The 23075-nt window shown below is 72.0% G+C and carries 23 protein-coding genes; 6 read left to right on the plus strand and 17 right to left on the minus strand.

Going from position 1 to position 23075, the window contains the following annotated elements; genetic code table 11:
• Positions 1–2: 2 nt before the first annotated feature.
• The 6 genes from nadC to AB0J06_RS02510 form a co-directional block, all read right to left on the minus strand.
• On the minus strand, positions 3–947 hold the full coding sequence (nadC, locus tag AB0J06_RS02485) for a carboxylating nicotinate-nucleotide diphosphorylase (protein WP_357423769.1): 945 nt from the start codon (positions 945–947) through the stop codon (positions 3–5).
• On the minus strand, positions 929–2599 hold the full coding sequence (locus tag AB0J06_RS02490; protein WP_357423771.1) for an L-aspartate oxidase: 1671 nt from the start codon (positions 2597–2599) through the stop codon (positions 929–931). The genes nadC and AB0J06_RS02490 overlap by 19 nt, the downstream gene beginning before the upstream one ends.
• A 78-nt stretch (positions 2600–2677) precedes the next feature.
• Positions 2678–3583, minus strand: a complete 906-nt coding sequence (locus AB0J06_RS02495; protein WP_357423773.1) for a septum formation family protein — start codon at positions 3581–3583, stop codon at positions 2678–2680.
• Between the two features lie 97 nt (positions 3584–3680).
• Positions 3681–4106: an aspartate 1-decarboxylase gene (gene panD, locus AB0J06_RS02500; RefSeq protein WP_357423775.1), complete on the minus strand. Its 426-nt coding sequence runs from the start codon at positions 4104–4106 to the stop codon at positions 3681–3683.
• 101 nt (positions 4107–4207) lie between these two features.
• Positions 4208–5053 carry a pantoate--beta-alanine ligase gene (gene panC / locus AB0J06_RS02505; RefSeq protein ID WP_357423777.1) on the minus strand — a complete coding sequence of 282 codons (846 nt, stop codon included), beginning with the start codon at positions 5051–5053 and terminating at the stop codon, positions 4208–4210.
• An 86-nt stretch (positions 5054–5139) separates the two neighbouring features.
• Positions 5140–6132, minus strand: coding sequence for a DUF2520 domain-containing protein (locus tag AB0J06_RS02510; protein ID WP_357423779.1), 993 nt, complete (start codon positions 6130–6132; stop codon positions 5140–5142).
• A 166-nt stretch (positions 6133–6298) separates the two neighbouring features.
• On the opposite strand from AB0J06_RS02510, the gene AB0J06_RS02515 reads away from it, so the two are divergent.
• Entirely contained in the window at positions 6299–7324 is a 1026-nt protein-coding gene (locus AB0J06_RS02515; protein WP_357423781.1) for an SAM-dependent methyltransferase, read from the plus strand.
• Complete coding sequence (locus AB0J06_RS02520; protein WP_357423783.1) at positions 7318–8481, plus strand: NADH-quinone oxidoreductase subunit D; 1164 nt, start codon at positions 7318–7320, stop codon at positions 8479–8481. The genes AB0J06_RS02515 and AB0J06_RS02520 overlap by 7 nt, the downstream gene beginning before the upstream one ends.
• A 47-nt stretch (positions 8482–8528) precedes the next feature.
• Here AB0J06_RS02520 and AB0J06_RS02525 read toward each other — a convergent pair whose 3' ends face one another.
• From AB0J06_RS02525 to AB0J06_RS02540, 4 genes are all read right to left on the minus strand, one after another.
• Complete coding sequence (locus AB0J06_RS02525) at positions 8529–9974, minus strand: hypothetical protein (RefSeq protein WP_357423785.1); 1446 nt, start codon at positions 9972–9974, stop codon at positions 8529–8531.
• Between the two features lie 225 nt (positions 9975–10199).
• Positions 10200–11204 (minus strand): glycine betaine ABC transporter substrate-binding protein, encoded by a 1005-nt coding sequence (locus tag AB0J06_RS02530; RefSeq protein ID WP_357423787.1) that lies wholly within the window; start codon positions 11202–11204, stop codon positions 10200–10202.
• Between the two features lie 183 nt (positions 11205–11387).
• On the minus strand, positions 11388–12107 hold the full coding sequence (locus tag AB0J06_RS02535) for an ABC transporter permease subunit (protein WP_357423789.1): 720 nt from the start codon (positions 12105–12107) through the stop codon (positions 11388–11390).
• Between the two features lie 34 nt (positions 12108–12141).
• Entirely contained in the window at positions 12142–12828 is a 687-nt protein-coding gene (locus AB0J06_RS02540; RefSeq protein WP_357423791.1) for an ABC transporter permease, read from the minus strand.
• Positions 12829–12830: 2 nt separating this feature from the next.
• Between AB0J06_RS02540 and AB0J06_RS02545 the strand changes: the two genes are divergently transcribed.
• Complete coding sequence (locus tag AB0J06_RS02545) at positions 12831–13901, plus strand: ATP-binding cassette domain-containing protein (protein WP_357423793.1); 1071 nt, start codon at positions 12831–12833, stop codon at positions 13899–13901.
• 59 nt (positions 13902–13960) lie between these two features.
• On the opposite strand, the gene AB0J06_RS02550 is transcribed toward AB0J06_RS02545, so the two are convergent.
• The 7 genes from AB0J06_RS02550 to folP all read right to left on the minus strand — a co-directional run bounded on the left by AB0J06_RS02550 (position 13961) and on the right by folP (position 18700).
• Positions 13961–14452, minus strand: coding sequence for a hypothetical protein (locus tag AB0J06_RS02550; protein WP_357423795.1), 492 nt, complete (start codon positions 14450–14452; stop codon positions 13961–13963).
• Positions 14453–14557: 105 nt separating this feature from the next.
• Positions 14558–14869, minus strand: a complete 312-nt coding sequence (locus AB0J06_RS02555; RefSeq protein WP_357423797.1) for a hypothetical protein — start codon at positions 14867–14869, stop codon at positions 14558–14560.
• Positions 14870–14922: 53 nt separating this feature from the next.
• Positions 14923–16260, minus strand: a complete 1338-nt coding sequence (locus AB0J06_RS02560; protein ID WP_357423799.1) for an ABC transporter permease — start codon at positions 16258–16260, stop codon at positions 14923–14925.
• Between the two features lie 143 nt (positions 16261–16403).
• Positions 16404–16874, minus strand: a complete 471-nt coding sequence (locus AB0J06_RS02565; protein ID WP_357423959.1) for a DUF3180 domain-containing protein — start codon at positions 16872–16874, stop codon at positions 16404–16406.
• A gap of 85 nt (positions 16875–16959) precedes the next feature.
• A complete protein-coding gene (folK, locus tag AB0J06_RS02570; RefSeq protein ID WP_357423801.1) occupies positions 16960–17487 on the minus strand; it encodes a 2-amino-4-hydroxy-6-hydroxymethyldihydropteridine diphosphokinase in 528 nt (175 codons plus the stop codon).
• On the minus strand, positions 17484–17849 hold the full coding sequence (folB, locus tag AB0J06_RS02575) for a dihydroneopterin aldolase (RefSeq protein WP_357423803.1): 366 nt from the start codon (positions 17847–17849) through the stop codon (positions 17484–17486). Before folB ends, folK begins: the two co-directional genes overlap by 4 nt.
• Positions 17846–18700, minus strand: a complete 855-nt coding sequence (folP, locus tag AB0J06_RS02580) for a dihydropteroate synthase (protein ID WP_357423805.1) — start codon at positions 18698–18700, stop codon at positions 17846–17848. The genes folB and folP overlap by 4 nt, the downstream gene beginning before the upstream one ends.
• Before the next feature lie 339 nt (positions 18701–19039).
• Here folP and AB0J06_RS02585 point away from each other — a divergent pair, with 339 nt between their 5' ends.
• The 3 genes from AB0J06_RS02585 to AB0J06_RS02595 are packed head-to-tail and all read left to right on the plus strand — an operon-like array spanning position 19040 to position 23075.
• Positions 19040–19360, plus strand: a complete 321-nt coding sequence (locus AB0J06_RS02585; protein WP_357423807.1) for a hypothetical protein — start codon at positions 19040–19042, stop codon at positions 19358–19360.
• Between the two features lie 15 nt (positions 19361–19375).
• Positions 19376–19738, plus strand: coding sequence for a hypothetical protein (locus AB0J06_RS02590; RefSeq protein WP_357423809.1), 363 nt, complete (start codon positions 19376–19378; stop codon positions 19736–19738).
• Between the two features lie 43 nt (positions 19739–19781).
• A complete protein-coding gene (locus AB0J06_RS02595) occupies positions 19782–23075 on the plus strand; it encodes an ATP-binding protein (protein WP_357423811.1) in 3294 nt (1097 codons plus the stop codon).

The following is a 23075-nucleotide window of genomic DNA, read 5'->3' on the forward strand; positions in this document are numbered from 1 at the left end:
CGTCATCCCCTCGGCGGCGGATCGGACAGGGCCCGGCCGTTGCCGGTCGGCCGGAGGTCCAATGCGATGTCCAAGATAGGCGAGGAGTGGGTCAGCGCCCCCACCGAGAGATAGTCGACGCCCGTCGCCGCGTATTCCGCCACCACCTCCAGGGTCAGCCCCCCGGTCGCCTCCAGCTCGGCCCGGTCGCCGACCACGGAGACGAGCTCACTCAACGTCTGCGGCGACATGTTGTCGCAGAGCAGGAAGTCCGCCCCGGCCTCCACCGCCTCGACCGCCTCCGCGACCGTGGTGACCTCGACCTGCACCGGCACCTCCGGGAACGCCGCCCGCACCCGTCGGTACGCGGCCGGGATCCCGCCCGCCGCCAGCTTGTGGTTGTCCTTGATCATCGCGACGTCGTAGAGGCCCATTCGCTTATTGGTGCCGCCCCCGGCGCGCACCGCGTACTTCTCCAGCACCCGGAGCCCCGGCGTGGTCTTCCGGGTGTCGAGCACCACCGCCTTCGTGCCGGCCAGGGCGTCGGCCCAGGCACGGGTGTGCGTCGCCACCCCGGACATCCGGCTCAGCAGGTTGAGCGCGGTGCGCTCCGCGGTGAGCAGGGCCCGGGTCGGGCCGGTCACCGTGGCGAGCACGTCTCCGCGCGCCACCCGCGCCCCGTCGCGGGACCGGAGCAGAACCTCGACGGTACGGCCGGCCGCGCCCGCGGCGAGGTCGAAGACCGCCGAGAGCACCGCGAGCCCGGCGACAACCCCGTCGGCACGCGCCACGACGTCGGCCGTGTCGACCTGGTCGTCGGGGATCGTGGCGAGACTGGTCACGTCCCGCGGCTCCGGACCGAGATCCTCCGTCAGCGCCAGCCGCACGATCCGCTCCACCTCCGGCACGGGCAGACCGGACTCCTGAAGCGCCTGCAGAGTTGACGGTGTCAGCACGAACCCTCCCATGTCAGCTGCGCCGACCCGCTCGGCGCGATCCCGCCCACCAGATGACCGAGCCACTCGTCGCTCGCCTCCGGGAAGTCCTCCCGCCAGTGACAGCCCCGGGTCTCCCGCCGGACGTACGCGGCAGCGACCAGTGCGGACGCCACGGTCACCAGGTTGGCCGCCTCCCAGCTCGCCATCCTCGCGTCGGCGTGCAGCGCACCCAGCCGGGTCAGCTCTCCCGCGGTCGTCTCCAGCGACTCCGCCGACCGCAGCACGCCCGCTCCCCGGGTCATCGCCCGCTGCAGTCCGGCACGGGTCTCCGGCTCGACCGCCCAGCCCTCCCGGGCGCCGCCGGCGGACTCCGGTTCGGCCTGCGCCGGCAGACCCTTCGCGATGTCGTCCGCGAGGCGGCGGGAGAAGACGAGCCCTTCGAGCAGCGAGTTGCTGGCCAGCCGGTTCGCCCCGTGGACCCCCGTGCAGGCGACCTCGCCGCAGGCGTACAGGCCGGGGATGGAGGTGCGGCCGTGCAGGTCCGTCCGGACGCCGCCGGAGGCGTAGTGCGCGGCCGGCGCCACCGGGATCGGATCGGAGACCGGGTCGATGCCGGCGGCGCGGCACGAGGCCACGATGGTCGGGAAGCGCTGCTCCAGGAAGTCACCGCCGAGGTGCCGGGCATCCAGGTAGACGTGGTCGGCGCCCTCGGCGAGCATGACCCGGTGGATGCCCTTGGCGACGACGTCCCGCGGCGCCAATTCGGCCAGCGGGTGCTGGCCGAGCATGAACCGTTTCCCGTCGCCGTCGACCAGATGGGCGCCCTCACCCCGCAGCGCCTCGGAGACCAGCGGCTGCTGGGCGCGGGCCGCGCCGCCGCCCGACGGCATCACCAGGGCGGTCGGATGGAACTGGACGAATTCGAGATCGGTCACGACGGCGCCGGCCCGCAGCGCGAGGGCGACACCGTCGCCCTTTGAGACGGCCGGGTTGGTGGTCGAGGCGAAGATCTGCCCCATGCCGCCCGTCGCGAGGACGACCGCGCGGGCCAGGATCGCCCCCACCCCGTCCTCGGTCCCCTCGCCGAGCACATGCAGCGTCACCCCGCACGCGCGGCCACCGTCGCCGTCGCGGCTGCGCAGCAGGTCGAGCACGAGCGCGTGCTCGACCAGCCGGATCCACGGGTCGCGCCGGACGGCGGCGTGCAGTGCCCGCTGCACCTCGGCACCGGTGGCGTCGCCCCCCGCGTGCACGATCCGGTTGGCCCGGTGGCCGCCTTCGCGGGTGAGCATCAGCGAGCCGTCGGCGTTGCGGTCGAATTCGGCGCCGAGCCGCATCAGCTCACGCAACCGGGTCGGTCCCTCCCGGACCAGGGCACGCACCGCGACCGGGTCGCACAGCCCCACACCGGCGATCTCGGTGTCCGCGGCGTGCGCGTCCGCCGAGTCCACCGGATCCAGCACCGCGGCGATCCCGCCCTGCGCCCACCGGGTCGAGCCGTCGTCAATGTTGACCTTCGTGACGACGGTGACGTGCAGGCCCGCCTCGCGCAGGTGCAGCGCGGCCGTGAGCCCGGCGATGCCGGATCCGACGACCACCACGTCGGTGGTCTCGACCCAACCGGGCTCCGGCGCGGCCAGCCGGCGGGGCAGCGCGGGCAGGTCAGGTCTCCGCAGGTGCATCCGGACAGTCAACCGCGCCCCGACAGCGGGGCGACGGCCGGGGGCGGCCTGGCGCGCCCGCTGTCGACGCGGGTCCTCCTACTCGTACTGGATCGGCAGTGCGTCGGCGCCCGCGCCCTTGAGCGACTTGGTCACCGTCCGGCCGCTGAGCCACAGGTAACAGCGCACGCCGCGGTTGCCGGCCTTCCAGTCACCACTGCCGCCGGGGAGCGAGATCACCCCGGTGCGGTACTTGAGGTTGCTGTCGTTGGGCAGGCCCACGTACCTGGCGATGACCTTGCGGCACTCGTCGTGGAACCGGCTCCAGTCCGCGTCCTTCGTCGGGTAGGCGATGTCCGGTGCGGTCCACACCCCGGCGAACTCACCGTTGTGCGGCTTGGCGCAGTTCGCCGCCGGCATCGTGTCGATCGAGTCGTCCTTCGCGAGCTTGATGGCGTAACAGCCGAGACTCAGCGGGGAGGACTTCTTCAGCGCGTCACGCAGCTCGGACGTACGGGTCGCGGTGTCGCCGTTGTCCTCGACGTTGGTGAGCTCCGTGACGTCGCAACGGAACCAGCGCGACCCGCCCGTCCACGCCGGCGTGGACGGGAGCGCCACGCCCAGCCAGAGGCGCGCGCCGCGCCATGCGCCGCCCACGTACTCCTTGGTCTTGGCATCGCACTCGGCGTAGGCGGCGCGGAGCTCGGGCGAACCGGGCGGCGGCGGGGTCGCCCGGTCGGCGCTCTGTGACCCGAACGTTCCGACGTGGACCGTCTCGACGCGGTGGCTGGTCGCGCAGTCGACCGGCTCGAAGGCCGACAGGTAGGCGGTGTCGGCGAAGTCCGCGGCGTAGCAGGTGCCCGCCGGCGGGGTGAACGACGCCGGCCGCGGGATCTGGCCCCAGTCGTCGATCAGCAGACCGTCGACCCCGGCCGGCTTCCCGCAGCTCGTGAGGAGCAGGGCGACGGCCCCGCCCAACGCCACAGTGGCCAACCAACGACGCATCGCGTCCCTCCCCAGGGGCACCGGCAGTCCGGATGGCCGAGCATACGGCACGCGGCCGGTGACTCTACGGGGTCGGCTCGCCCGCCTGTGTCACGCCTCAGGCGGCCTCGCTCCGATCACCGCGGCGCAGCTCCCCCGCCATCCCGGGCGCCACGCCCGCCGGGTCGCCATCGAGTTGGATCACCCGGTTGGCCGCGTCGACGTGCACGACCCGCGGCTCGTAGACGCGCGCCTCGGCGTCGTCCATCTGCCCGTACGAGATGAGGATCACAAGATCGCCCGGCTTCACCAGGTGCGCGGCCGCACCGTTGATCCCGATCACGCCGCTGCCCCGCTCGCCGGGGATGACGTACGTCTCCAGCCGGGCGCCGTTGGTGACGTCGACGATGGCCACCTGTTCGCCGGGGATGAGGTCCGCGGCGTCGAGGAGGTCCCGGTCGACGGTGACCGATCCGACGTAGTGCAGATCGGCCTGGGTCACGGTGGCCCGATGAATCTTGGACTTGAGCATGGTGCGGAACATCGGGATCCCTTCCCGTCGGTCACGGAGTTTGTCGCCGATCAAGGGCTGATGCACACGATTCCGCGTGCGTTCTCCTTGATCGACGTTGGGGCGGTGCGCGGTCAGTTGGCCGGTGCGGTGGGAGCCAGGTGCGCCGGCGCGTTGTCGATCAGCCGGGTCGCCCCGACCCGGGCGGCCACCAGGATGCGGGCCGCGCCGGATTCGGGAGCCGGCCCGAGGTCGGGATCGGTCAGGACGAGGTAGTCCAACTCCGCCCCTTCCCGCTCCTGGAACACCGCGCGGCCCGCCGCTATTGCCGCGTCGCCGCCGAGCCCACGCGCGGCCGCGTCCGCAGCCGCCCGAAGCGCCGCCGACAGGCTGAGCGCCGCCTGCCGCTCGGGCGCCGACAGGTACCGGTTCCGGCTCGACAGGGCCAGTCCGTCCGATTCGCGCACGGTGGGCACGCCGACGATCCGCACCGGCACCTCCAGGTCGCGCGCCATCAGCCGGATCAACGCGAGCTGCTGGTAGTCCTTCTCTCCGAAGAACGCGAGATCGGGGCGGGTGAGCTGGAGGAATTTGAGTACCACGGTGAGCACACCGTGGAAGAAGCCGGGGCGGCTGGACCCCTCCAACCGCTCGCCCAGCGGGCCCGGGTTGACCCGTACCGCGGGCTCGCCCGCCGGATAGATCTCGGCCGGACTCGGCGCGAACACCAGGTCCACGCCGGCGCGCCGGCAGAGTTCGAAATCGGCGTCGAAGGTGCGCGGATACCGGTCGAAGTCCTCGTTCGGGCCGAACTGCAGAGGGTTCACGAAGATCGTCACGATGACGTGGTCGGCGCTCTCGCGGGCGGCGCGCAGCAGCGTCGCGTGCCCCTCGTGCAGCGCGCCCATGGTCATCACGACCGCCACGGTGCCGATCATCGCGTCGCGCGCGGCAGCAAGGTCGGGCCGCGTCCGCACCACGGCGAGATCCCCGTGATCAGGGGCCGGTTCCGTGTCCGCCCGGCGAGTCACCGAGAAGCCTCCCTGATCGCCGCGATCTTGGATGGTCATGCGGCCGTCTCCCGCTCCGCCGGCTCCGCATGCCCGGTCGCCAGCACGTCGAGCAGCGACTCGGCGTCCACCGGACGCAGCCGACCGCCGGCGATCGCCCGGTCGGCGGTGCGCCGGGCCAGGGCCAGGTAGCTGGGCACCGACTCGGGCGCGGAGTCCGCGAGCCGGTCGAGGTGGCGCGCGACGGTGCCGGCGTCGCCCCGCGACACGGGACCGGTCAGCGCGGCGTCACCGAGCCGCAGCGTGTTCTCCAGAGAAGCGCGCACCAGCGGGCCGAGCACCTTCTCGGGGTTCCCGACTCCGGCGTCCCGGAGCCGGTCCAGCGCCTCGTTCAAGAGCGTGACCAGGTGGTTCGCCCCGTGCACGAGGGCGGCATGGTAGAGCGGCCGGTCCGCCTCGGCGATCCATTCCGGGCTGCCGCCCAACTCGGCCACCAGCCGTTCGGCGAGCGGCCGGAGCCCGGCCGGCGCGGCCACCCCGTACGAGATGCCGGCGAGCCGGTCCAGATCCTCCACCTCGCCGGTGAAGGTCATGGCCGGGTGCAGGGCGAGTGGGCTGGCGCCGGCGTCGACGGCGGGCGCCAGGATGGCGAGACCGTGGGCGCCGGACGTGTGCGCGACGACCTGACCCGGTCGCAGCGCGCCGGTGTCGGCGAGCCCGGCGACCACCGCGGCGAGCGCGTCGTCGGGTACGGCGATGATCAGCACGTCGGCGGCGGCGCGGGCGACCTCGTCGGCCGGGAGGTTGGCGGCACCGGGCAGCAGGCGGGCGATCCGCCCCTTCGCGGCGGCGGAGACGCCGGAGGCGGCGACCACCCGGTGACCGGCGCGGGCGAGGGCGGCGCCGAGCACGGCACCGACCCGACCGGCGCCGATGACACCGATAGTCAGGGAAGAAAAGGGGCGGGCGTTTCCGGCGGAGCCGGCGGCGGCCTCAGGCGCGGCGCTCCGGGCGGGAAGGTCCGGGCGCTCGCGCGACGGTGCGCTCATGGCGTGATCCAGTCCTCGAGATGTGGTACCGGTCGCCCGCCAGTATGCGCCGCCGTTACAGACAGGGGACAAGGATGTGTGAAAACCTTCACCCGCCGCCGACGAGGAAAACGATCTTGGCTGAAATGCGGAATTTTCCAAGATCACGAGAGGGGGTTGACGCGCCGTGGCCGTTCGCTGGCGGGACGCGATGAGAGACGCGCTGTACGGGCCCGGCGGGTTCTTCGTCACGCCCGGTCACGGCCGGAACGACCGCGGGCCGGCGGGTCACTTCCGGACCAGCGTGCACGCCTCCCCGCTCTTCGCGGTCGCCCTGCTGCGCCTGCTCCACCGGCTCGACACCGCGCTCGACACCCCCGAGCGGCTCGACGTCGTCGACATCGGCGCCGGTCGCGGCGAACTCCTCGTCCGCCTCACCGAACTCGCCCCACCGGCCCTCTCCGAACGGCTCCGCCCGACCGCCGTCGAACTCGCGCCCCGGCCGGACGAACTGCCGCCCGCGATCGGGTGGCGCGCCACCCCGCCGACCGACGTGACCGGCCTGCTGATCGCCACGGAGTGGCTCGACAACGTCCCGCTCGACGTATCGACCGACGGTCGCTACCTCATGGTCGACCCGGACACCGGCGACGAGACACCGGGGCAGCCGCTGGACGCGCCGGACGCCGCCTGGCTGCGCGAGTGGTGGCCGGCCGCCCCGGAAGATCGGGTGGAGATCGGGCGCGCGCGCGATGAAGCCTGGTCCGGCGCGGTCGCGTCGCTGCGGCGCGGGCTGGCGCTCACGGTGGACTACGGGCACGTACGCGCGGGCCGGCCGCCGGGCGGCACCCTCACCGGATACCGGCACGGACGCCAGGTGGCCCCCGTGCCGGACGGCAGCTGCGACGTGACCGCGCACGTCGCCATCGACGCCTCCGCCGCCGCCGGCTCGAGGGCCCGCGGCCTGCCGTACACCCTGCTGACCCAGCGGGAGGCGCTGCACGCGCTCGGGGTCGACGGCCGTCGACCACCGCTGGCGCTCGCCTCCACCGATCCGGCCGGCTACGTGCGGGCGCTCGCCACCGCCGGCGCCGCGGCCGAGCTCACCGACCCGGCCGGCCTCGGCGGGCACTGGTGGCTGCTGCAACCGGTCGGCGGCGACCTCGGCGAACTGCTCGACCACCACCACGCGGCAGGCGTGGCACGATGCTGAGCATGACCACGGAGACCAGCCCCCTGCGCGAGCTGACCGTCGGCACCGGCGCAGGCCTCGACACGGCGGACATGGTGCTCAACATCGGCCCGCAGCATCCCTCCACGCACGGCGTGCTCCGACTCAAGCTGGTCCTCGACGGGGAACGCGTGGTGGCCTGCGAGCCGATCATCGGCTACATGCACCGGGGGGCCGAGAAACTCTTCGAGGTACGGGACTACCGCCAGATCATCGTGCTGGCCAACCGCCACGACTGGCTCTCTGCCTTCTCCAGCGAACTCGGCGTGGTGCTCGCGGTCGAACGACTCATGGGCATCGAGGTGCCGGAGCGGGCCATCTGGCTGCGCACCGCCCTGGCCGAGCTCAACCGGGTGCTCAACCACCTGATGTTCCTCGGGTCCTACCCGTTGGAGATCGGCGCGATCACGCCGGTCTTCTACGCGTTCCGTGAGCGGGAGACGCTGCAGGCCGTCATGGAAGAGGTCTCCGGCGGGCGGATCCACTACATGTTCAACCGGGTCGGCGGGCTCAAGGACGAGGTCCCGGCCGGGTGGACACGGCGGGCCCGGGAAGCGATCGACCAGGTCCGCCGACGTCTACCCGACCTCGACAACCTGATCCGGCGCAACGAGATCTTCCTCGCCCGGACCGTCGGCGTCGGGGTGCTCTCGGCCGAACAGGCCGCCGCATTCGGCGCCTCCGGCCCGGTCGCGCGCGCGTCCGGCCTCGACTTCGACCTACGCCGCGACGACCCCTACCTCGCGTACGGCTCGCTCAACGTGCCCGTCGTGACCCGCTCGGCCGGCGACTGTCACGCGCGGTTCGAGGTCCTGCTCGACCAGGTGTACGTCTCCCTGGATCTCGCACAGGAGTGCCTCGACCGGGTCGACCAGATCACCGGGCCGGTCAACGTCCGGCTGCCCAAGGTCGTCAAGGCCCCCGAGGGGCACACGTACGCCTGGACGGAGAACCCGCTCGGCATCAACGGCTACTACCTCGTGTCGCGCGGCGAGAAGACGCCGTGGCGGCTCAAGCTGCGCACCGCCTCGTACGCCAACGTCCAGGCGCTGTCGACGCTGATCCCGGGTTGCCTGGTGCCGGATCTGGTCGCGATCCTCGGCTCGATGTTCTTCGTCGTCGGCGACATCGACAAGTAACCCGCGCCCGTGCCGCCGGGACGCGCGTCGTCGCGGCGCCCCGTTGATCAGCGCCAGCGGTCGTCGGAGTACTCGTAGTCCATCCGCGGGCCGCGTCCGGCGCGCGGCGCGTCATCCGGGGGCGGATAGCCGTACACCTCGTCGTCGCGCGAGCGCCGACCGCGGCGCACCGGCTCCCGCTCCGGCTCGACCCAATCCTGGCCGCCCCAGGACGCCGGCTGCTCGATCCCACCGGCGGGCAGCGCGGCCTGTCCGCCCCGGCGGCCCCAGCCCCCGTCGCCGGCCGCGTCATCGCGGGGGTCGCGGCCGCCGTCGCGCGAACCCGGCCCGTCGCCCCAACCGTCGTCGCGGCCGCCGCCATCACGCCAGCCAGCCTCGCGACGGGGTTCCTCGCGGCGCACCGCCGCCCAGCGGTCCTCGATGCGCATCTCGGCGCCGGACTCGTCGGCGTGCACGGCCGCGCGCCGCTCCCCGACCCGGACCTCGCGACCGCGCTCGTCGCTGCGGACGCTCGCCCACCGGTCGCCGGCCCGCATACCGGACCAGCGCTCGTCGTCCGCCGGGCCGTCGTCGTCGTACGACCGCGACCGTCGTCCGTCACCGCCCCGTGGCTCCGGCCGCAGTTGGTCGCCCCACGGGTCCTCGTCGTCCTCGGCGGCGCGCCGGCCCCGTTGCGGGCTCGGAGTCGCCCACTCGCCGCGTCCGCCGCCGGGCGGCTCCGCTGCATGCCCGCCGTAGACGCCACTGCCGTAGACGTTGCCCGCGCCGTGGGCCTCCGCGTGCGGGTCGACGACCGTGTGGCGGGTGGTGACCTGAACGGTCTCGGTGTGCCGGACAAGGCCACCCGAGACGGGCGGCCGCTGCATGGGGATCGCGCCGGCCGGCGGGACGCCGGCCCGGCCGCCCGTCGGGGCCGGCGCCGGCTGCTGGTGGCCACCGACCATGCCCTGGGGGCCGGAGGCCGCGGCGTAATGCCCGACGGGCGCGGATTGGGCGGTGGCCGGGTTCGGTGCCGTGGAGGGCGGTGCGGCAGGCGCGCTCTGGTCGTAACCCCCGCGGTCGTAACCCCCGCCGCCATAGCTGGTGCGCTCCTGGCCGCCGCGGTGAGTCTCGACCCGGCCGGCCTGGATCTGTCCGCGCAACGCCTCCACGTTGTCCTGCACCACCTGGAGCTTCTCCCCGAAGGCGCGATGGGTGGCGCGCGCGGCGGTGGCGATGTCGTTGCGCAGGTCTTCGCGCAACGTGTCGATCTCGTCCAGCAGGGCCTCTTCCATGTCGAGACGGACAGTCTCAGCATCACCACGGAGAGTAATGGAGATTCCGATGAGGACGACGGCCAGCACAGCGAGCACGACGGCTATCCGCAGTGGACCGCCACCCTGCCCCAGAAGCAGCAACAGCGCTGCTAGCGGAGCCAGTCCGACCCCGACCCAGAAGAGCACCATGAGCAGCGATCGGCGGCGACTGTCCGCTGAGGCCTCCGGGGCTGACATGGCTGTGGAGCCTACCGAGAGTTGCGGTCGAGCGGAATGGGCGAAGACCGACCATGAACGGCCTCCGACGCCGGCCCGTTCACGCACACCCGCATGACCACCAGCGATGGCGACACGGCGGACCACCATAAAACGCGAGGATCTGGATCAGCCACGATTCCGGCCCGACAACGAAGGAGCCGGCGCCACGATCGCGGCGCCGGCTCCCCGGCCTGCACGGCACGCTCAGCCGGTCGCCAGCTCCCCGTCCGAGGAGAGGACGAGGGCGACGCTGGCCGCACCGGTCCGCAGCGCGGACTTGCTCTGCGGGCCACCCGCGTCCAGCGAGCTGAAGGAGCCGGCGTTGAAGTTGTAGACCCGGACGAGCCCGGCCTGGCACATCGGGCGCTGCGGGCACTCCGGCGGCCCGGCGAGCACGGTCGCGGAGCCCGAGCACTTGCTGGCCAGGTCCGACAGCGTCCGCAGCGCGTACTTGTCAGCGAACTCCTTCGTCACGGCGAAGGAGTTCTGGTCCTGCGCCGCCGACGCCTTGCCGAACGTGATGCCGACCTTGTCGCCCACCGTCTTGAGACCGGACATGGTCTTGTCGATCTCCGGAGCCGAGATCGCCGGCGCGCTGGCCCCGTTGACCTTGGGGTTGAGGAAGTCGGCCAGGGTGGCCGCGTACTCCGGCACCACCTGGATCTCGCCCTTCTCCAGCGCCGGCTCGTACAGCTCGCGGTTGCCGATCTGCTGCACCGTCACCTCGTAGCCGGCGGCGGTGAGCGCGACCCGGTAGAGCTCGCCGAGGGTCTGGTTCTCGCTGAAGTTCGCGGCCCCGACGATGATCTTGCCGCCGGTCCCCCGGCTGATGCCGTCGGTGAGCTTGGCGCTCGCCGCGAACTCCTCCGCGGTCACCTTGGGCGTCTTGCGGTCGACGTCGACCGCCTTGTTGAGCGCGATCAGCTTGGGGGTGTCGAGCGCGGCGGAGACCTTGTCCAGCGCGGCGATCAGCTCCGGCTTGGCCGCCTTCGCGTTGACCGCCGGCACCACGTTGTCGCTGTTCTGAAGTTTCTTGTCGTCGTCGAGGACGACCAACCGGTTGCCGGCAACGGGAGCACACCCGGCGCCCGATGCCGCGCCGGCCGGCGCCTTCGTGCCGGAGGAGCCGGCGTTGCCGCACCCCGCGAGCACGGTCGCCGCGGCGACTGCGCCGACGGCGACCAGAGCAAGACGTGAACCTGCGCGCATGAATGCCCGCCTTCCGTGTCCCGGCGCGACCACGATGGCCGGCCGCGTGTCCGACGAGCGCATATTTCCCAGCCGCCCGCGACTTTCACCCAACATCTTCAACGTCGACTCCGACAACTTCGGGGCCGAGTTGTCATCGAATCGTCACTCCTGCCAGGTTTTTCCCGGCTGCCGCCGGCACGATCACGCCTCGCCGACCGCCGCGGCCCGCCGATCGGCGAGGCGCCGGGTGCGACGCAGCGGCCGCGGCGTGACGATGCGCTCCACGACCGCCAGAATCCCTTCGACCGCGAGCGCCAGGAGCGCGACCAGGACGCCTCCCGCCAGGATCTGCCCGCCGCCCACCGACATGCCGAGCCCGAATCCGGCGCTGATGATCTGCCCCAGGCCTCCGCCGTTGACGAAGGACGCCAGCGCGGCGGTGGCGACCACCTGCACGGCGGCGGTGCGGAACCCCGCCGCCAGGTAGGGGACCGCCAGCGGCAGCTCGACCCGACGCAGCAGCTGGCCACCGGAGAGGCCCATGCCCCGCGCCGCGTCCCGCGCCTCGGGATCGACCTCGCGGAGCCCGGTATAGGCGTTGGCGAGCAGCGGCGGGACCGCGAAGACGGCCAGTGCGATGATCACCGGTTTCTGGCCGAAGCCGAGAAAGGTCAGCGGCAGGATGGTCAGCAGCGCGATCGTCGGTATCGCCAGCGTGAGGTTGGAGATCAGCACCACGACACTGCCGCCCCGGCCGGTGTGCCCCAGGAAGAGACCGACCGGCCAGGCGACCAGGCAGCCGAGCACGACGGCCGCCGCCGAGATCGTCAGATGCTCGCCGAGGCGGTCGAGAATCCCGCCCGGAATGGTCCAGTTGAGGGGGTCGTTCAGCCACTGGACGGCCTGCTGGACCGGGTTCACGTCGCCGACCTCCGGGCCACGGGGGTGCCGTTCATCAGGACGCGCTCCGACGCGTCCAGGGAGTGAGCAGCCGACCGGCAGTAGCCAGCAGCAGGTCCAGCACGAGGGCGAGCGCAACGCTCAACACGGCGCCGGTGACGATCTCCGCGCGGTAGGTGTTGTTGCGGAAGCCCCCGAGGATGAGCTGACCCAGGCCGCCGTGGCCGACCAGGACCCCCACCGTCACCAGTGCGACCGTGGAGACCGTGGCCAGCCGCAGCCCGGTCAGGATGCCCGGCAGCGCCAGCGGCAGGTCGATCCGGAGCAACCGGCCCCATCTGCCGTACCCCATGCCCTGTGCGGCGTCGTGCACCTCGGCCGGGATCTGGTTGAGGCCGGCGAGCACGTTTCGGATGATCAGCAGCAACGCGTAGAGCACCAGGCCGATCAACACGGTGCTGGTGCCGAGGCCCAGGTAGGGGGCGATGAAGGCGAAGAGGGCCAGGGACGGAATCGTGTAGAGCACACCGGACAATGCGAGAATCGGCCCGGTGAGGGAGCGGAACCAGTACGCCAGTACGGCGAGCGGCATCGCCAGCAGCGCGGCGATCACCACCGCCTGCACGGTGAGAGTCGCGTGCTCCCGCAGTGCTGCCACGATCGTGTCAGAGTTGTCCCGCACGTACTGCCAGGAGAACCACGGATTGCCCGGGTCTTCCCGGTAGATCAGGCGGAAGGACATACGTGGACGTTACCCCGGGTGCCGGCTCCGCGGCGCCGCAGACGGCTGTGCCGACCAGTGCCGCGTCGATCGAGCTGGAGGGGATCCGCAAGGAGTATCCGGACGGCACGGTCGCGGTCGGCGACCTGAGCCTCCAGGTGGACGCCGGCGAACTGGTCGTCCTCATCGGCCCCTCGGGCTGTGGCAAGTCGACCGTGCTACGGATGATCAACCGGCTCGTCGAGCCGACCGCGGGACGGATTCTGCTCGACGGTGAGGACGTCACCCGCGCCGACCCCGTGCAGCTGCGGCGCCGCATCGGATACGTGATCCAGAACGTCGGGCTCTTCCCGCACCAGACGATCCGGGCCAACGTCGGCACCGTTCCGCGCCTGCTCGGCTGGTCACGGGAGCGGATCCGGGCCCGCGCGGACGAACTGCTCGACCTCGTCGGCCTCGATCCCGGCCGGTTCGCCCGGCGCTATCCCCAGGAGCTCTCCGGTGGCCAGCGGCAGCGCGTGGGCGTCGCCCGCGCCCTCGCCGCCGACCCGGTGGTGCTGCTGATGGACGAACCGTTCTCCGCGGTGGACCCGATCGCCCGCACCCGCCTGCAGGAGGAGTTCCTGCGGTTGCAGGCGGAGGTCCGCAAGACCGTCGTGCTGGTCACCCACGACCTCGACGAGGCGGTCCGGATGGGTGACCGGATCGCGATCCTCTCGCAGGGGGGCAAGCTGGAGCAGTACGCGGATCCGGCGACCCTGCTCGGGCAACCGGCCTCGCCCTTCGTCCGCGAGTTCGTCGGGGCCGACCGGGCGATCCGGCGCCTCGCCGTCATCCCCCTGACGCGGGAGATGCTGGCATCCCCCGCCGAGACGCCCGAGGTCGACGGCTTTCCCGAGGTGCCGCTCGGGTCGTCGCTCTACGACGCGCTCGCCAGAATGCTCACCGCCAACGCCGACTACGCGCGGGTGATCGGTGACAACCATCAGTGTGTGGGCCTGATCAGCCGGCACCGGATTCTCAGCATCGACTACCCCGCGGACCCGGTGACGCGGCGCGACGCGGACGACGCGCGGCCGAGCCCCGGGGGGTAAGGCTCGGCCACGCGTCCTGCGGGGAGTCACGTCCTGCTGCCGGTGGCTCGCCGACCGGCTTACGCCCGGCCCCGCGAGCCACCGAGGGTGGCGAGGCCGATGATCCAGCCGGCGAAGAGGCCGTACCCGGCGCCGGCTCCCGCGGCCTGGAAGGCGCCGAGCAGCGACGGGTTCGACTGGATCACCGCGGTGAGCAGCGCCGCGAATGCCCCGGCGAACACGTACGACCCCCAGCCGGCGAAGAACTGGCTGAGCGTCCCGCGCGCCCGGGCCAGTTGCGAGCCGGGCAGCAGATAGAGGAAGAGGGCGGTGAGGGCGACCACCAGGATCGCCTTGAGGTCGGCGGCGATGATGTCCTGCACCGAGTCGCTCGAGTCGAAGCGCCAGGTCGGCCAGGCCAGCAGCCGCAGGAACCAGCCACCCGCGGTGGCTTCGTCGGTGTTGTCCCGGGCCCAGTCGACATACCAGGGGCTGCCGAAGACCAGGACCAGGATGAGCGCGGCCAACGTACCCGCACCCGTTGCGGTCTTGTAGCGGTTGGTGAGAGCCATGGATCGCCTATTTCCCAAGGAAATCCGCGGACCAAACCCGGCTGACCGATAAACGTGAATGTGTGTGGATTGGCGGAAAGCGGCGATGCCGGGGACCGCGCCGGGTCAGTGCCTCAGCAGATAGTCGATGAAAGCGGCCCGGAGCAGGGGCTCGGTCTCGGCGTACCCCTCATGGCCCGTGAACTCCCGCCACAGCGCGGACGCCTCGTCGATCGTCGGCCCGACGCTGTTGGGCGACCCGTCCAGCACCTCGGCCTCGTCGGCATTCGGCAGGTGCTGCACGACGGACCAGAAGAAGCGCAGGTCGCGACGCTCGCGAGCGAGATCGAAGGCGCGCTGGCGCAACTCCTCTGTGGACAGGGCATCCAACTCCGCGAGGGAAAGGCCCGGTCCGCCTCCTGCTGTCGATTCGGTCATAGCGCCGAGCGTAGCCGCCGGACCCCGCCCGGGCACGGCAAGACAACAACGGGTCAGCGGCCCCCGCCGCCCCAGCGGTCACCGTCCCAGGCGTCCGTCCGCCCCTCCGTCGGCTGCGCCGGCAGCGCCGACGACCAGGACTCGCGCTGCGCGGGGCCGGACGAGGTCCAGGCCGGCGCCGGCACGTCGCTCTCCCACTCCAGGTCGTTATCGCTGGTCAGAGGCGGCCGGCCGAACGACTCGACCAGCCGGGTCACCAACAACCCGCCGGCCACCGCAGCGGCCGCGACGGCGTACAGCGAGATGTTCCAACCACGCAGGTCGGCGTAGGTGATGAAGAGCGTGAGCAGCGCGACCGCCAGCACCGTGCCGGCGACGCCGCCGCGCCGGCCGAAGGCGCTCGTGCCGGCGAGAAGCGCGATCCCCAGGCCGAGCCCGGTCCACTCGATCCCGGGCGACGGGGTCACCGGGGCGGTGGTACTGGACGCCAGGAGCACGCCGGCGACCGCCGCGAAGATCATCGAGACGACGATCGAGCCGCCGGTCAACGCCACGGCGAGGTTTCCGCGACGCTCGGCCGGGTCGCCGACCGGGCGGAAGCGCCCGACCGCACGGCGGATCGCCTTGATCGACCCGAACGCGGCGCCGACCAGCGCCAGCGTCACGAAACCGCCGAAGAGGTAGAGAGCATGCCGGGCCGGGTCGTATTGTCCCTGCAGGTCGACCGGCGCCGGGCGCTGCTGGATGAAGACGATCACCGCGAGCGCGGCGGCGAGGCTGGCCGCCCAGCCCGGCACGTGGAAACCGACCGCGAGCACGGCCACGACCAACCCGAGCACGGCGGCCGCGCCGGCCGACACCAGAACGGCGGCCAGAACGCCGCGGTCCCCGTTCTCCGCGAAGTGCAGCGCCGCCGCTATCGCCACCGGACCGATCGCCAGGTTGGGCGCGCCGCTGCGCAGCGTCAGCCCCGCGCCGAGGGCGAGCAGGCCGAGACCGGTGGCGTACACCAGCAACGAGTCCAGTGCTGGCCGGTGCACGGCGGCGGGATAGTCCCGGTAGAGCAGGTAGGCCAGCCCGGCCGCGGCGGCGAGCAGCACCACCTCCCAGAGGATGTGCACCGCCATGCGGTCGCGGCCCCGCTCACCGTGCGCCGGGTCGTCGAAGACATCGTCGAGCGTGGCCGGCGAGACGGGTCGCCGCTGCGGCGGCCCCATCGGGTCCGGGTCGACGAAATCACCCGAGGCGAAACCGCCGGTCTGGTATCCGGACGCGGCGGAGCGGAAGTCCGTATCGGCGCGATAGCTCGCGTCGTCGTCGAAGCGGGATCCGGTGCCGACGGAATCCGTGCCAGCGTCGGGCCGCCGGTACGTCGAGTCGTCGTACGCCATGTCGCGCGCCTCCTGTGGTCGTTCAGCCGACCTGCGCGCTGCCGCAGTCGCACGAGGTGGCCCGAGCCGGTCCGACGCACCGTACCCGCGCGGAGGTACGGCCGTCACCCCCCGTATCCATCACGGAAAGCCGCCTTCCCCCGTTATTGGACCGGTTCGTCCGGCCCCTTGTTCTCGTCGTCCGGGCGCTGCGGCACACGGCAGGAGCGCTCGAGCCACAGGGCGGCGCCCACCAGTGCCAACGACGCGATCAGCCCGCTGGCCGTCGCGGGAATGTCGTTCGACGCCGCGTTGGTGGCCTCGATCACCAGCCAGACCAACAGTCCGGCGTAGAAACCGGCGAAGATGGCGCCCACCAGGGACGACGCCTTCGCCAGCACGACGAAGCGGGCCACGGCGAGCGGATCCACCGGGTCACGGCCGGGTCGGCGCTCCACCCGCGCCCGCGTATTGACGGCGGCGTACGCCTCCAACACGGCGAGCCCCATCAGGGTAACTGTCGGTAGCCAGGGAAGCGGCGGGAACACGGTGTAGTAGCTGGTGACCAGCAGCCACGCCACGGCGGCCGCGGCGAGGGCGGACACGACAAGAGTGGCCGGGCGGGTCGGGCCCACCGAAGGCGGCGGGGGTGGTGACCGCCGTGGTGGGGTCTCCGGCTCGCTCACGCCGCCGCCCCGTCGCGCCGGATCATTCGCACGCTCACGAGGTCGACTTTAGCGGCAGATCGCCACGCGGGCGCAGGTCGAGAACGTCGGTCGCCGCCGGTTCCGCGGCAAGCAGTTCGGCGAGCCGGCCGTGCCCCGGCAACTCCGCGTACGGCTGGATGTCGGCCCACGGTCGCAGGACGAACGCCCGCTGGTGGGCCCGCGGATGGGGAAGCGTCAACTCGGGATCCTCGCTCAGCACCGGCCGACCGTCGTCGTCCCAGACGGCGATCACGTCCACGTCCAGGCTGCGCGGGCCGAACCGCCGCTCCGGATCCCGCACCCGTCCCGCCGCGTCCTCGATCGTGCGGGCGCGGTCGAGCCAGTCGCGGGGGCCCGCCGCCGGGTCGTGGACGAGGAGCACCGCGTTCAGATACGCCGGTTGGTCGCTGTCACCCCACGGTGGGGTCTCGTACACCTCCGACGCCACCAGCAGGGCGTCATCGAGGGCGCGCACCGCCGCCTGCAGGTGACCGAGCCGATCGCCCAGGTTGCTCCCCAACGTCAGCACGGCCTGGGTCATGAGCGCGTCCGCGTGACGATCACCGCGACGTCGGCGAACTCGTGCGGAATGGGAGCCTGCGGCTTGTGGACGGTCACGGTGGCGCTCCGGACCCGTTGATCGGCGAGGCATGCGGCGGCGAGGCGCTCGGCGAGGGTCTCGATCAAATTGACCGGCTCGCCGGTGACGATGGCGACCAGACTCTCGGCCAACTCGCCGTAGTGCACCGTGTCGGCGACATCGTCGGAGCGCGCCGCCGGCCCCAGATCGAGCTCGAGCACCACATCGACCACGAAGTCCTGGCCCTGCGCGCGTTCGAAGTCGTGCACCCCGTGCCGGCCATGGGCCCGCAACCCCGTCAAGGCGATCCGGTCCGTCGTCACGCCGCCCCCTCCGCCGCCAGCCGTGGCCGCCCGCTCGCCGCCCATACGGCGAGCGCGTCGGCCGTGCCCCGCACATCGTGCACCCGTACCCCCCAGGACCCGGCCGCCACGGCGAGCACGCTGGTGGCGATGGTGGCGGCGTCGCGCTCGCCGACCGGTCGTGCCGTGCCGTCCGCCCCCCGGAGCAACGATCCTAGATAGGACTTCCGGCTCGCCGCGAAGAGCAGCGGATAACCCAGGGCGAGCAACTCGGGCAGGCGGGCGGTGAGCTGCAGGTTGTGCTCGGCCCGCTTGGCGAAGCCGAGCCCCGGATCGATCACGATGCGGTCCGCGGCCACGCCGGCCGCGAGCGCCTCGTCGACCCGCTGCCGCAGCTCGTCGCGGACCTCCGCGACCACATCGCGGTAGGTCGCGAGATCCTGCATCCGCTCGGCGTGCCCCCGCCAGTGCATCAGCACCCACGGGCAGCCCGCCTCGGCGACCACCTTGCCCATGTCCGGGTCCGCGAGGCCACCGGAGACGTCGTTGACGACGCTCACCCCGGCGGCCAGGGCGGCGGCCGCCACACTGGCCCGGGTGGTGTCGATGCTCATCGGTACGCCGGCCGCGGCGAGTTCGCGGATCACCGGCAGGACGCGACGCGCCTCGGTCTCCGGGTCCACCCGCCCGGCGCCGGGCCGCGTGGATTCGCCTCCGACGTCGACCAGGTCGGCGCCCTGCCGGTGCATCTCGATCCCGTGGCCGACGGCCGCGTCGAGCCCGGCGTAGCGCCCACCGTCCGAGAAGGAGTCGGGCGTGACGTTGAGGACGCCCATCACGACCGGATGGGCCGACCGCAGCAGATCACTCACGGCTAGACGGTACCTACCGGCCCGGATGCCCAGCGTGGCAGCACCGATTAGAACGCCTGTACGATGAAACGGGCAGCGATGCCGTCACGGGATGCACCGTGACGTTCCTCCTAGGTTGTTCGAAACACGGGCTCGCCGTACGCTTTGCAATTGCGAATCATTCAGACGTCGAAGCTTGAGGAGATGGGCTGAAGTAGGACGGAACGCCCAGAAAACATCACCCAATGCGGTGGATGTGAAGCGCAGGGTCATCCGGCATCGCCGCCGACTCGGCGTTACCGCGCGGCTTGACAACTGCAGTGTCGCGGCTCCGCCGGCCGCGCACCGGGGAGGTTTCCAATGATCGCCACAGCGCTCGTCGAGGGAGCGTGGACCAGTACCACGCACGCCGCGAACGCGCTCGCCCTCGTGCTGGCCGCTCCATCGGCGCCAGCCCCCACCACCTTCAACACCGAAGGCGTCGTCAGCTTCCTCGCCAGCAAGGTCGCACCGATCCTGCTCGCCGTGCTCGGCGTCATCTTCATCGGTCGCGCCAGCCGGGGCGAGATCTCGAAGGTGTTGACCAGCTCCGCGATCGCCATCGTGGGTCTGGCCTTCATCGCCGGAGCGGCGACGCTGTTCTTCGTCGGTGACTATCTGATCAATCTGATGTTCAAATAGGGCGCGGAGCACGAGATGCGGCTGCGCACCGACGACGACATCTACCGGGCCCGCCTGGTCTACCTCGGGCCGCCCGGCTACACGCTTCCCGTCCACCTGCCGTACGCGCAGTACGGCGTGTTCATGCTGCTCGTCCCGTTCTACATGTTCATCCACTGGCTGTTCACGTTCACCGTCGAGTTCTTCCCGGCCTGGGAGATCTCGCTGGCCATCGTCACGACGTCGTTCATCTTCCGGTACGTCGATCCCGACCGACCCGCGCGCATGGTCATCCGCACGGCACTCACCGACTGGCGGCGCACCCGCGAGCCGGCCACCGAGCAGCGTGACCCCCGGCTTGTCGCCACCCGCATCCGGGTCCGGGAGGAGCTGGTATGACCGAAGGCACTGAACTGATCATGGTTTCCGGCGAGGCGATCGCATGACCGGATCCCCTCCGCCGGGCTCTTCCCGTCCGGCCGGGCCACCCCCCGACACCCTCGGTAACGGTGAGCGATCGCGCGACTACCTCACCCCGGACGACGACGCCGAGTTCGAGAGCCAACTCGTGACCAGCCCCGATCATGGCGCGGTCGCCGTCTTCCAGGCGCCCCAGCCCGCACGCGGCCGACCCGCGCCGCCGCCGAGGCCGGCCCGCACGGAGACTCCGCCCGAGCATCCCGACATCGACTCGCCCTTCCTCGACCTCTTCGCCGCCGCGCCGCCCAACTCCGTCGCCGGCATCCGACCGGCCCGGCCGCGCGTCTCCGCCGACCCGCCGGCCCCGGGCAACGGACACTCGCCGGAGGAGCCGGAAGCGCCGCAGGGCCTACCCGCCTGGGAGCCGGACCGCCCGCCCACGTCGCCGAGCGTCCGCCGTACGCCGGAACCCGGTCCACCGGGCCGGCGGGCCGAGGTTGCGGCCCGAGCCGCGCTGCCCGCGGTCGACGCCGGACCGGCCGCCGATACGGCGCACCCGGCGGAACCCGATCGCAGCCTGCCCGTGGCACCGGCGCAGCCGGAGCGCCGCGCACCCGCCCCGCCGGAGCCGGCCAATCTCCCCGCCATCCGGGAGCCCGCGCACGAGCCGTCGACCAGGCCGCACCCGCCCGAACGGCGCCGCAAGGGCCGACCGGCCAGCCAACCCAAGCCGGTCCAGGTGCGCGCGCCGAAGGTCCGGTTCGGCGACCGCGACCCGGCGATCGAGCTGGCCATCACCGAGATCGCGGGACACCTGACCTTCACCCCCAACACCGTGACCGCCTGGTACTGGCTGCCCGAGGTGCGCTGGGCGTTCCGCCCCGACGCCGAGCGGGAGGCGCTGCTGTCGGCCATCTCCGAGCAGTACGCCGGTCTCGCCGGATTCCGCCTGCACCTACGCCGCACCACCCGCCCGTTCCCGGCCGACGAGTGGGCCCGCACCATCGACACGCACACCGCCAACCCACTGCCCGGGGTGCCGGGCGCCGTCTCCTGGTCCGACCACCTCGTCGCCGCCCAACGGCACCTGCTCTCGGTCAACCACGCAGAGGGGCAGACCTACCTCGGCGTGACCTTCGCCCGCCGTTCGCTCGGCGACTCCCTCACCGAACGGGTCCTACGCGCGTTCGGACGCGGTGTGGCCGACGGGGAACGCCGCAAGCTCGGGCGGACCGTCGAGCAGTTCGACGAGGTACTCGGCGCGTTCGGCATGCGTGGTCGCCGGGTTAACCCGCAGGAGCTCGAATGGCTGCTCTACCGGTCGGTGGCGCTGTGCATGACTCCTCCCGGTGCCCTCTCCCCCGTCTCGAACGGGCATTGGGAGCGGGGCGATCTACTCGGCCTGACCGAGCAGATCGAGCGCTACCGGACGCCGTACGGGTCGACGGTGAAGCTCGTCAACCGGATGACCGGCGAGGAACGGCACGTCGCGGTCCTCGCGGTCGGTCGGATGGAGCCGCTGGAGATCCCGGAGCGGCACGAGCCGTGGTTGCACTTCCACGAACGGCTGCCCTGGCCGATGGAGATCTCCTCGCGGATCGACCTGCTCGGCTCCGGCGACTCCTTCCGCAATCTGGAGCACCGGCTGCGGATGATCCGCTCGCAGCAGCTCGACTACGCCGAGCACGGCATCGACGCCCCGCCGGAGCTGGAGCGCCTGGCCAAGCGCGCACTGGTCATCGGTGATGAGATGACCACCGGCCTGCCGGTCGAATCCGCCCGCGCCCACGGGTGGCACCGCATCGCGGTCGGTGGGCGTACCCGGGAGGAGTGCCTCGAACGGGCGCGTCGCCTCATCCAGCTCTACTCCCGCGAGCTGCGCATCTCGCTGCAGCATCCGAAGAACCAGGACTGGCTCGCCCGCGAGTTCATCCCCGGGGAGCCGATCGCCAATACCGGTTACATCCGCCGGATGCCGGTCAAGCTGCTCGCCGCCGCACTGCCCCAGGCCGCGTCGACGGTCGGCGACCAGCGCGGCGACCTCATCGGCCGGACCGCCGGCACCTGCCGCCGCCCGGTCTTCCTCGACCTGCACTTCCCGATGGAGGTCCGCGAGCGGTCCGGCCTCGCGGTCTTCGTCGCCGAGCCCGGTGGCGGCAAGTCCACGCTGCTGGGCGCGTTGGGCTACCTGGCCGCACGACGGGGCGTCCAGGTCACGCTCCTCGACCCCTCCGGTCCGCTCGCCCGGCTCTGCGCGATGCCGGAGTTGCGTCCCTACTCACGGGTGCTCAACCTGACCGGCTCGGAGCAGGGCACGCTCGCGCCGTACTCGCTGATCCCGACCCCCGTGCGGACGGAGTTCCCGGCGGGGCCGACCGGCGACCGGGAATTCCAGATCGCGATCTCCAACGCCCGCGCCGAGCGACGGATGCTCGTGCAGGACATCTGCATGATGCTGGTACCCCCGCAGGTCGCCCGCGAGTCGTCGACCGCGACGCTGCTGCGTCACGCCGTACGGCAGGTGCCGGCCGAAGAGACCTCCACGCTGGACGACGTGGTCGCCTGCCTCTCCGGGCTGGACAAGGACGAGGGCCGCGAGCTGGCCAACCTCCTTCTCGACACCGCCGAGATGCCGCTCGCACTGCTCTTCTTCGGCCGCCCACCGGAAGGGCTGCTCGGAGCGGACGCCGCGTTGACCGTCATCACCATGGCCGGGCTGCGGTTGCCCGACCTGAAAATCGAGCGGGAGTACTGGTCCGCCGAGGAATCGCTCGCGCTTCCCATGCTGCACACCGCACACCGGCTTGCCGTGCGCCGGTGCTACGGCGGGTCGATGTCCTCCAGGAAGCTGGTCGGGCTCGACGAGGCGCATTTCATGGAGGGTTGGCGCTCCGGCCGGTCCTTCCTGGTCCGCCTCGCCCGCGACTCCCGTAAGTGGAATCTCTCGGCGCTCGTCGCGTCCCAGAATCCACGCGACATCCTCGGCCTCGACGTGCAGAACCTCGTCTCCACCGTCTTCGTCGGGCGCATCGCCGAAGACGCGGAGATCGCCTCCGAGGCGCTGCGCCTGCTCCGCGTGCCGGTCAACGACGGATACGAGGCCACCCTCGCGTCGCTGTCCAGCGTGGACGCGTCATCGTCGGCGCGGCTCGGCTTCCGGGAGTTCGTCATGCGGGACGTGGACGGACGGGTGCAAAAGGTGCGCGTCGACGTCTCCTACGTCGAAGGGCTGCTCGATCACCTCGACACGACACCGGCGGCAGTCACGCCGGCGTCGCCGGACCTCCCCGCCCACCTCCCGGACCTGGAGTCGTGA

The sequence above is a fragment of the Micromonospora sp. NPDC049679 genome, from assembly GCF_040659735.1.
Classification (GTDB): domain Bacteria; phylum Actinomycetota; class Actinomycetes; order Mycobacteriales; family Micromonosporaceae; genus Micromonospora_I.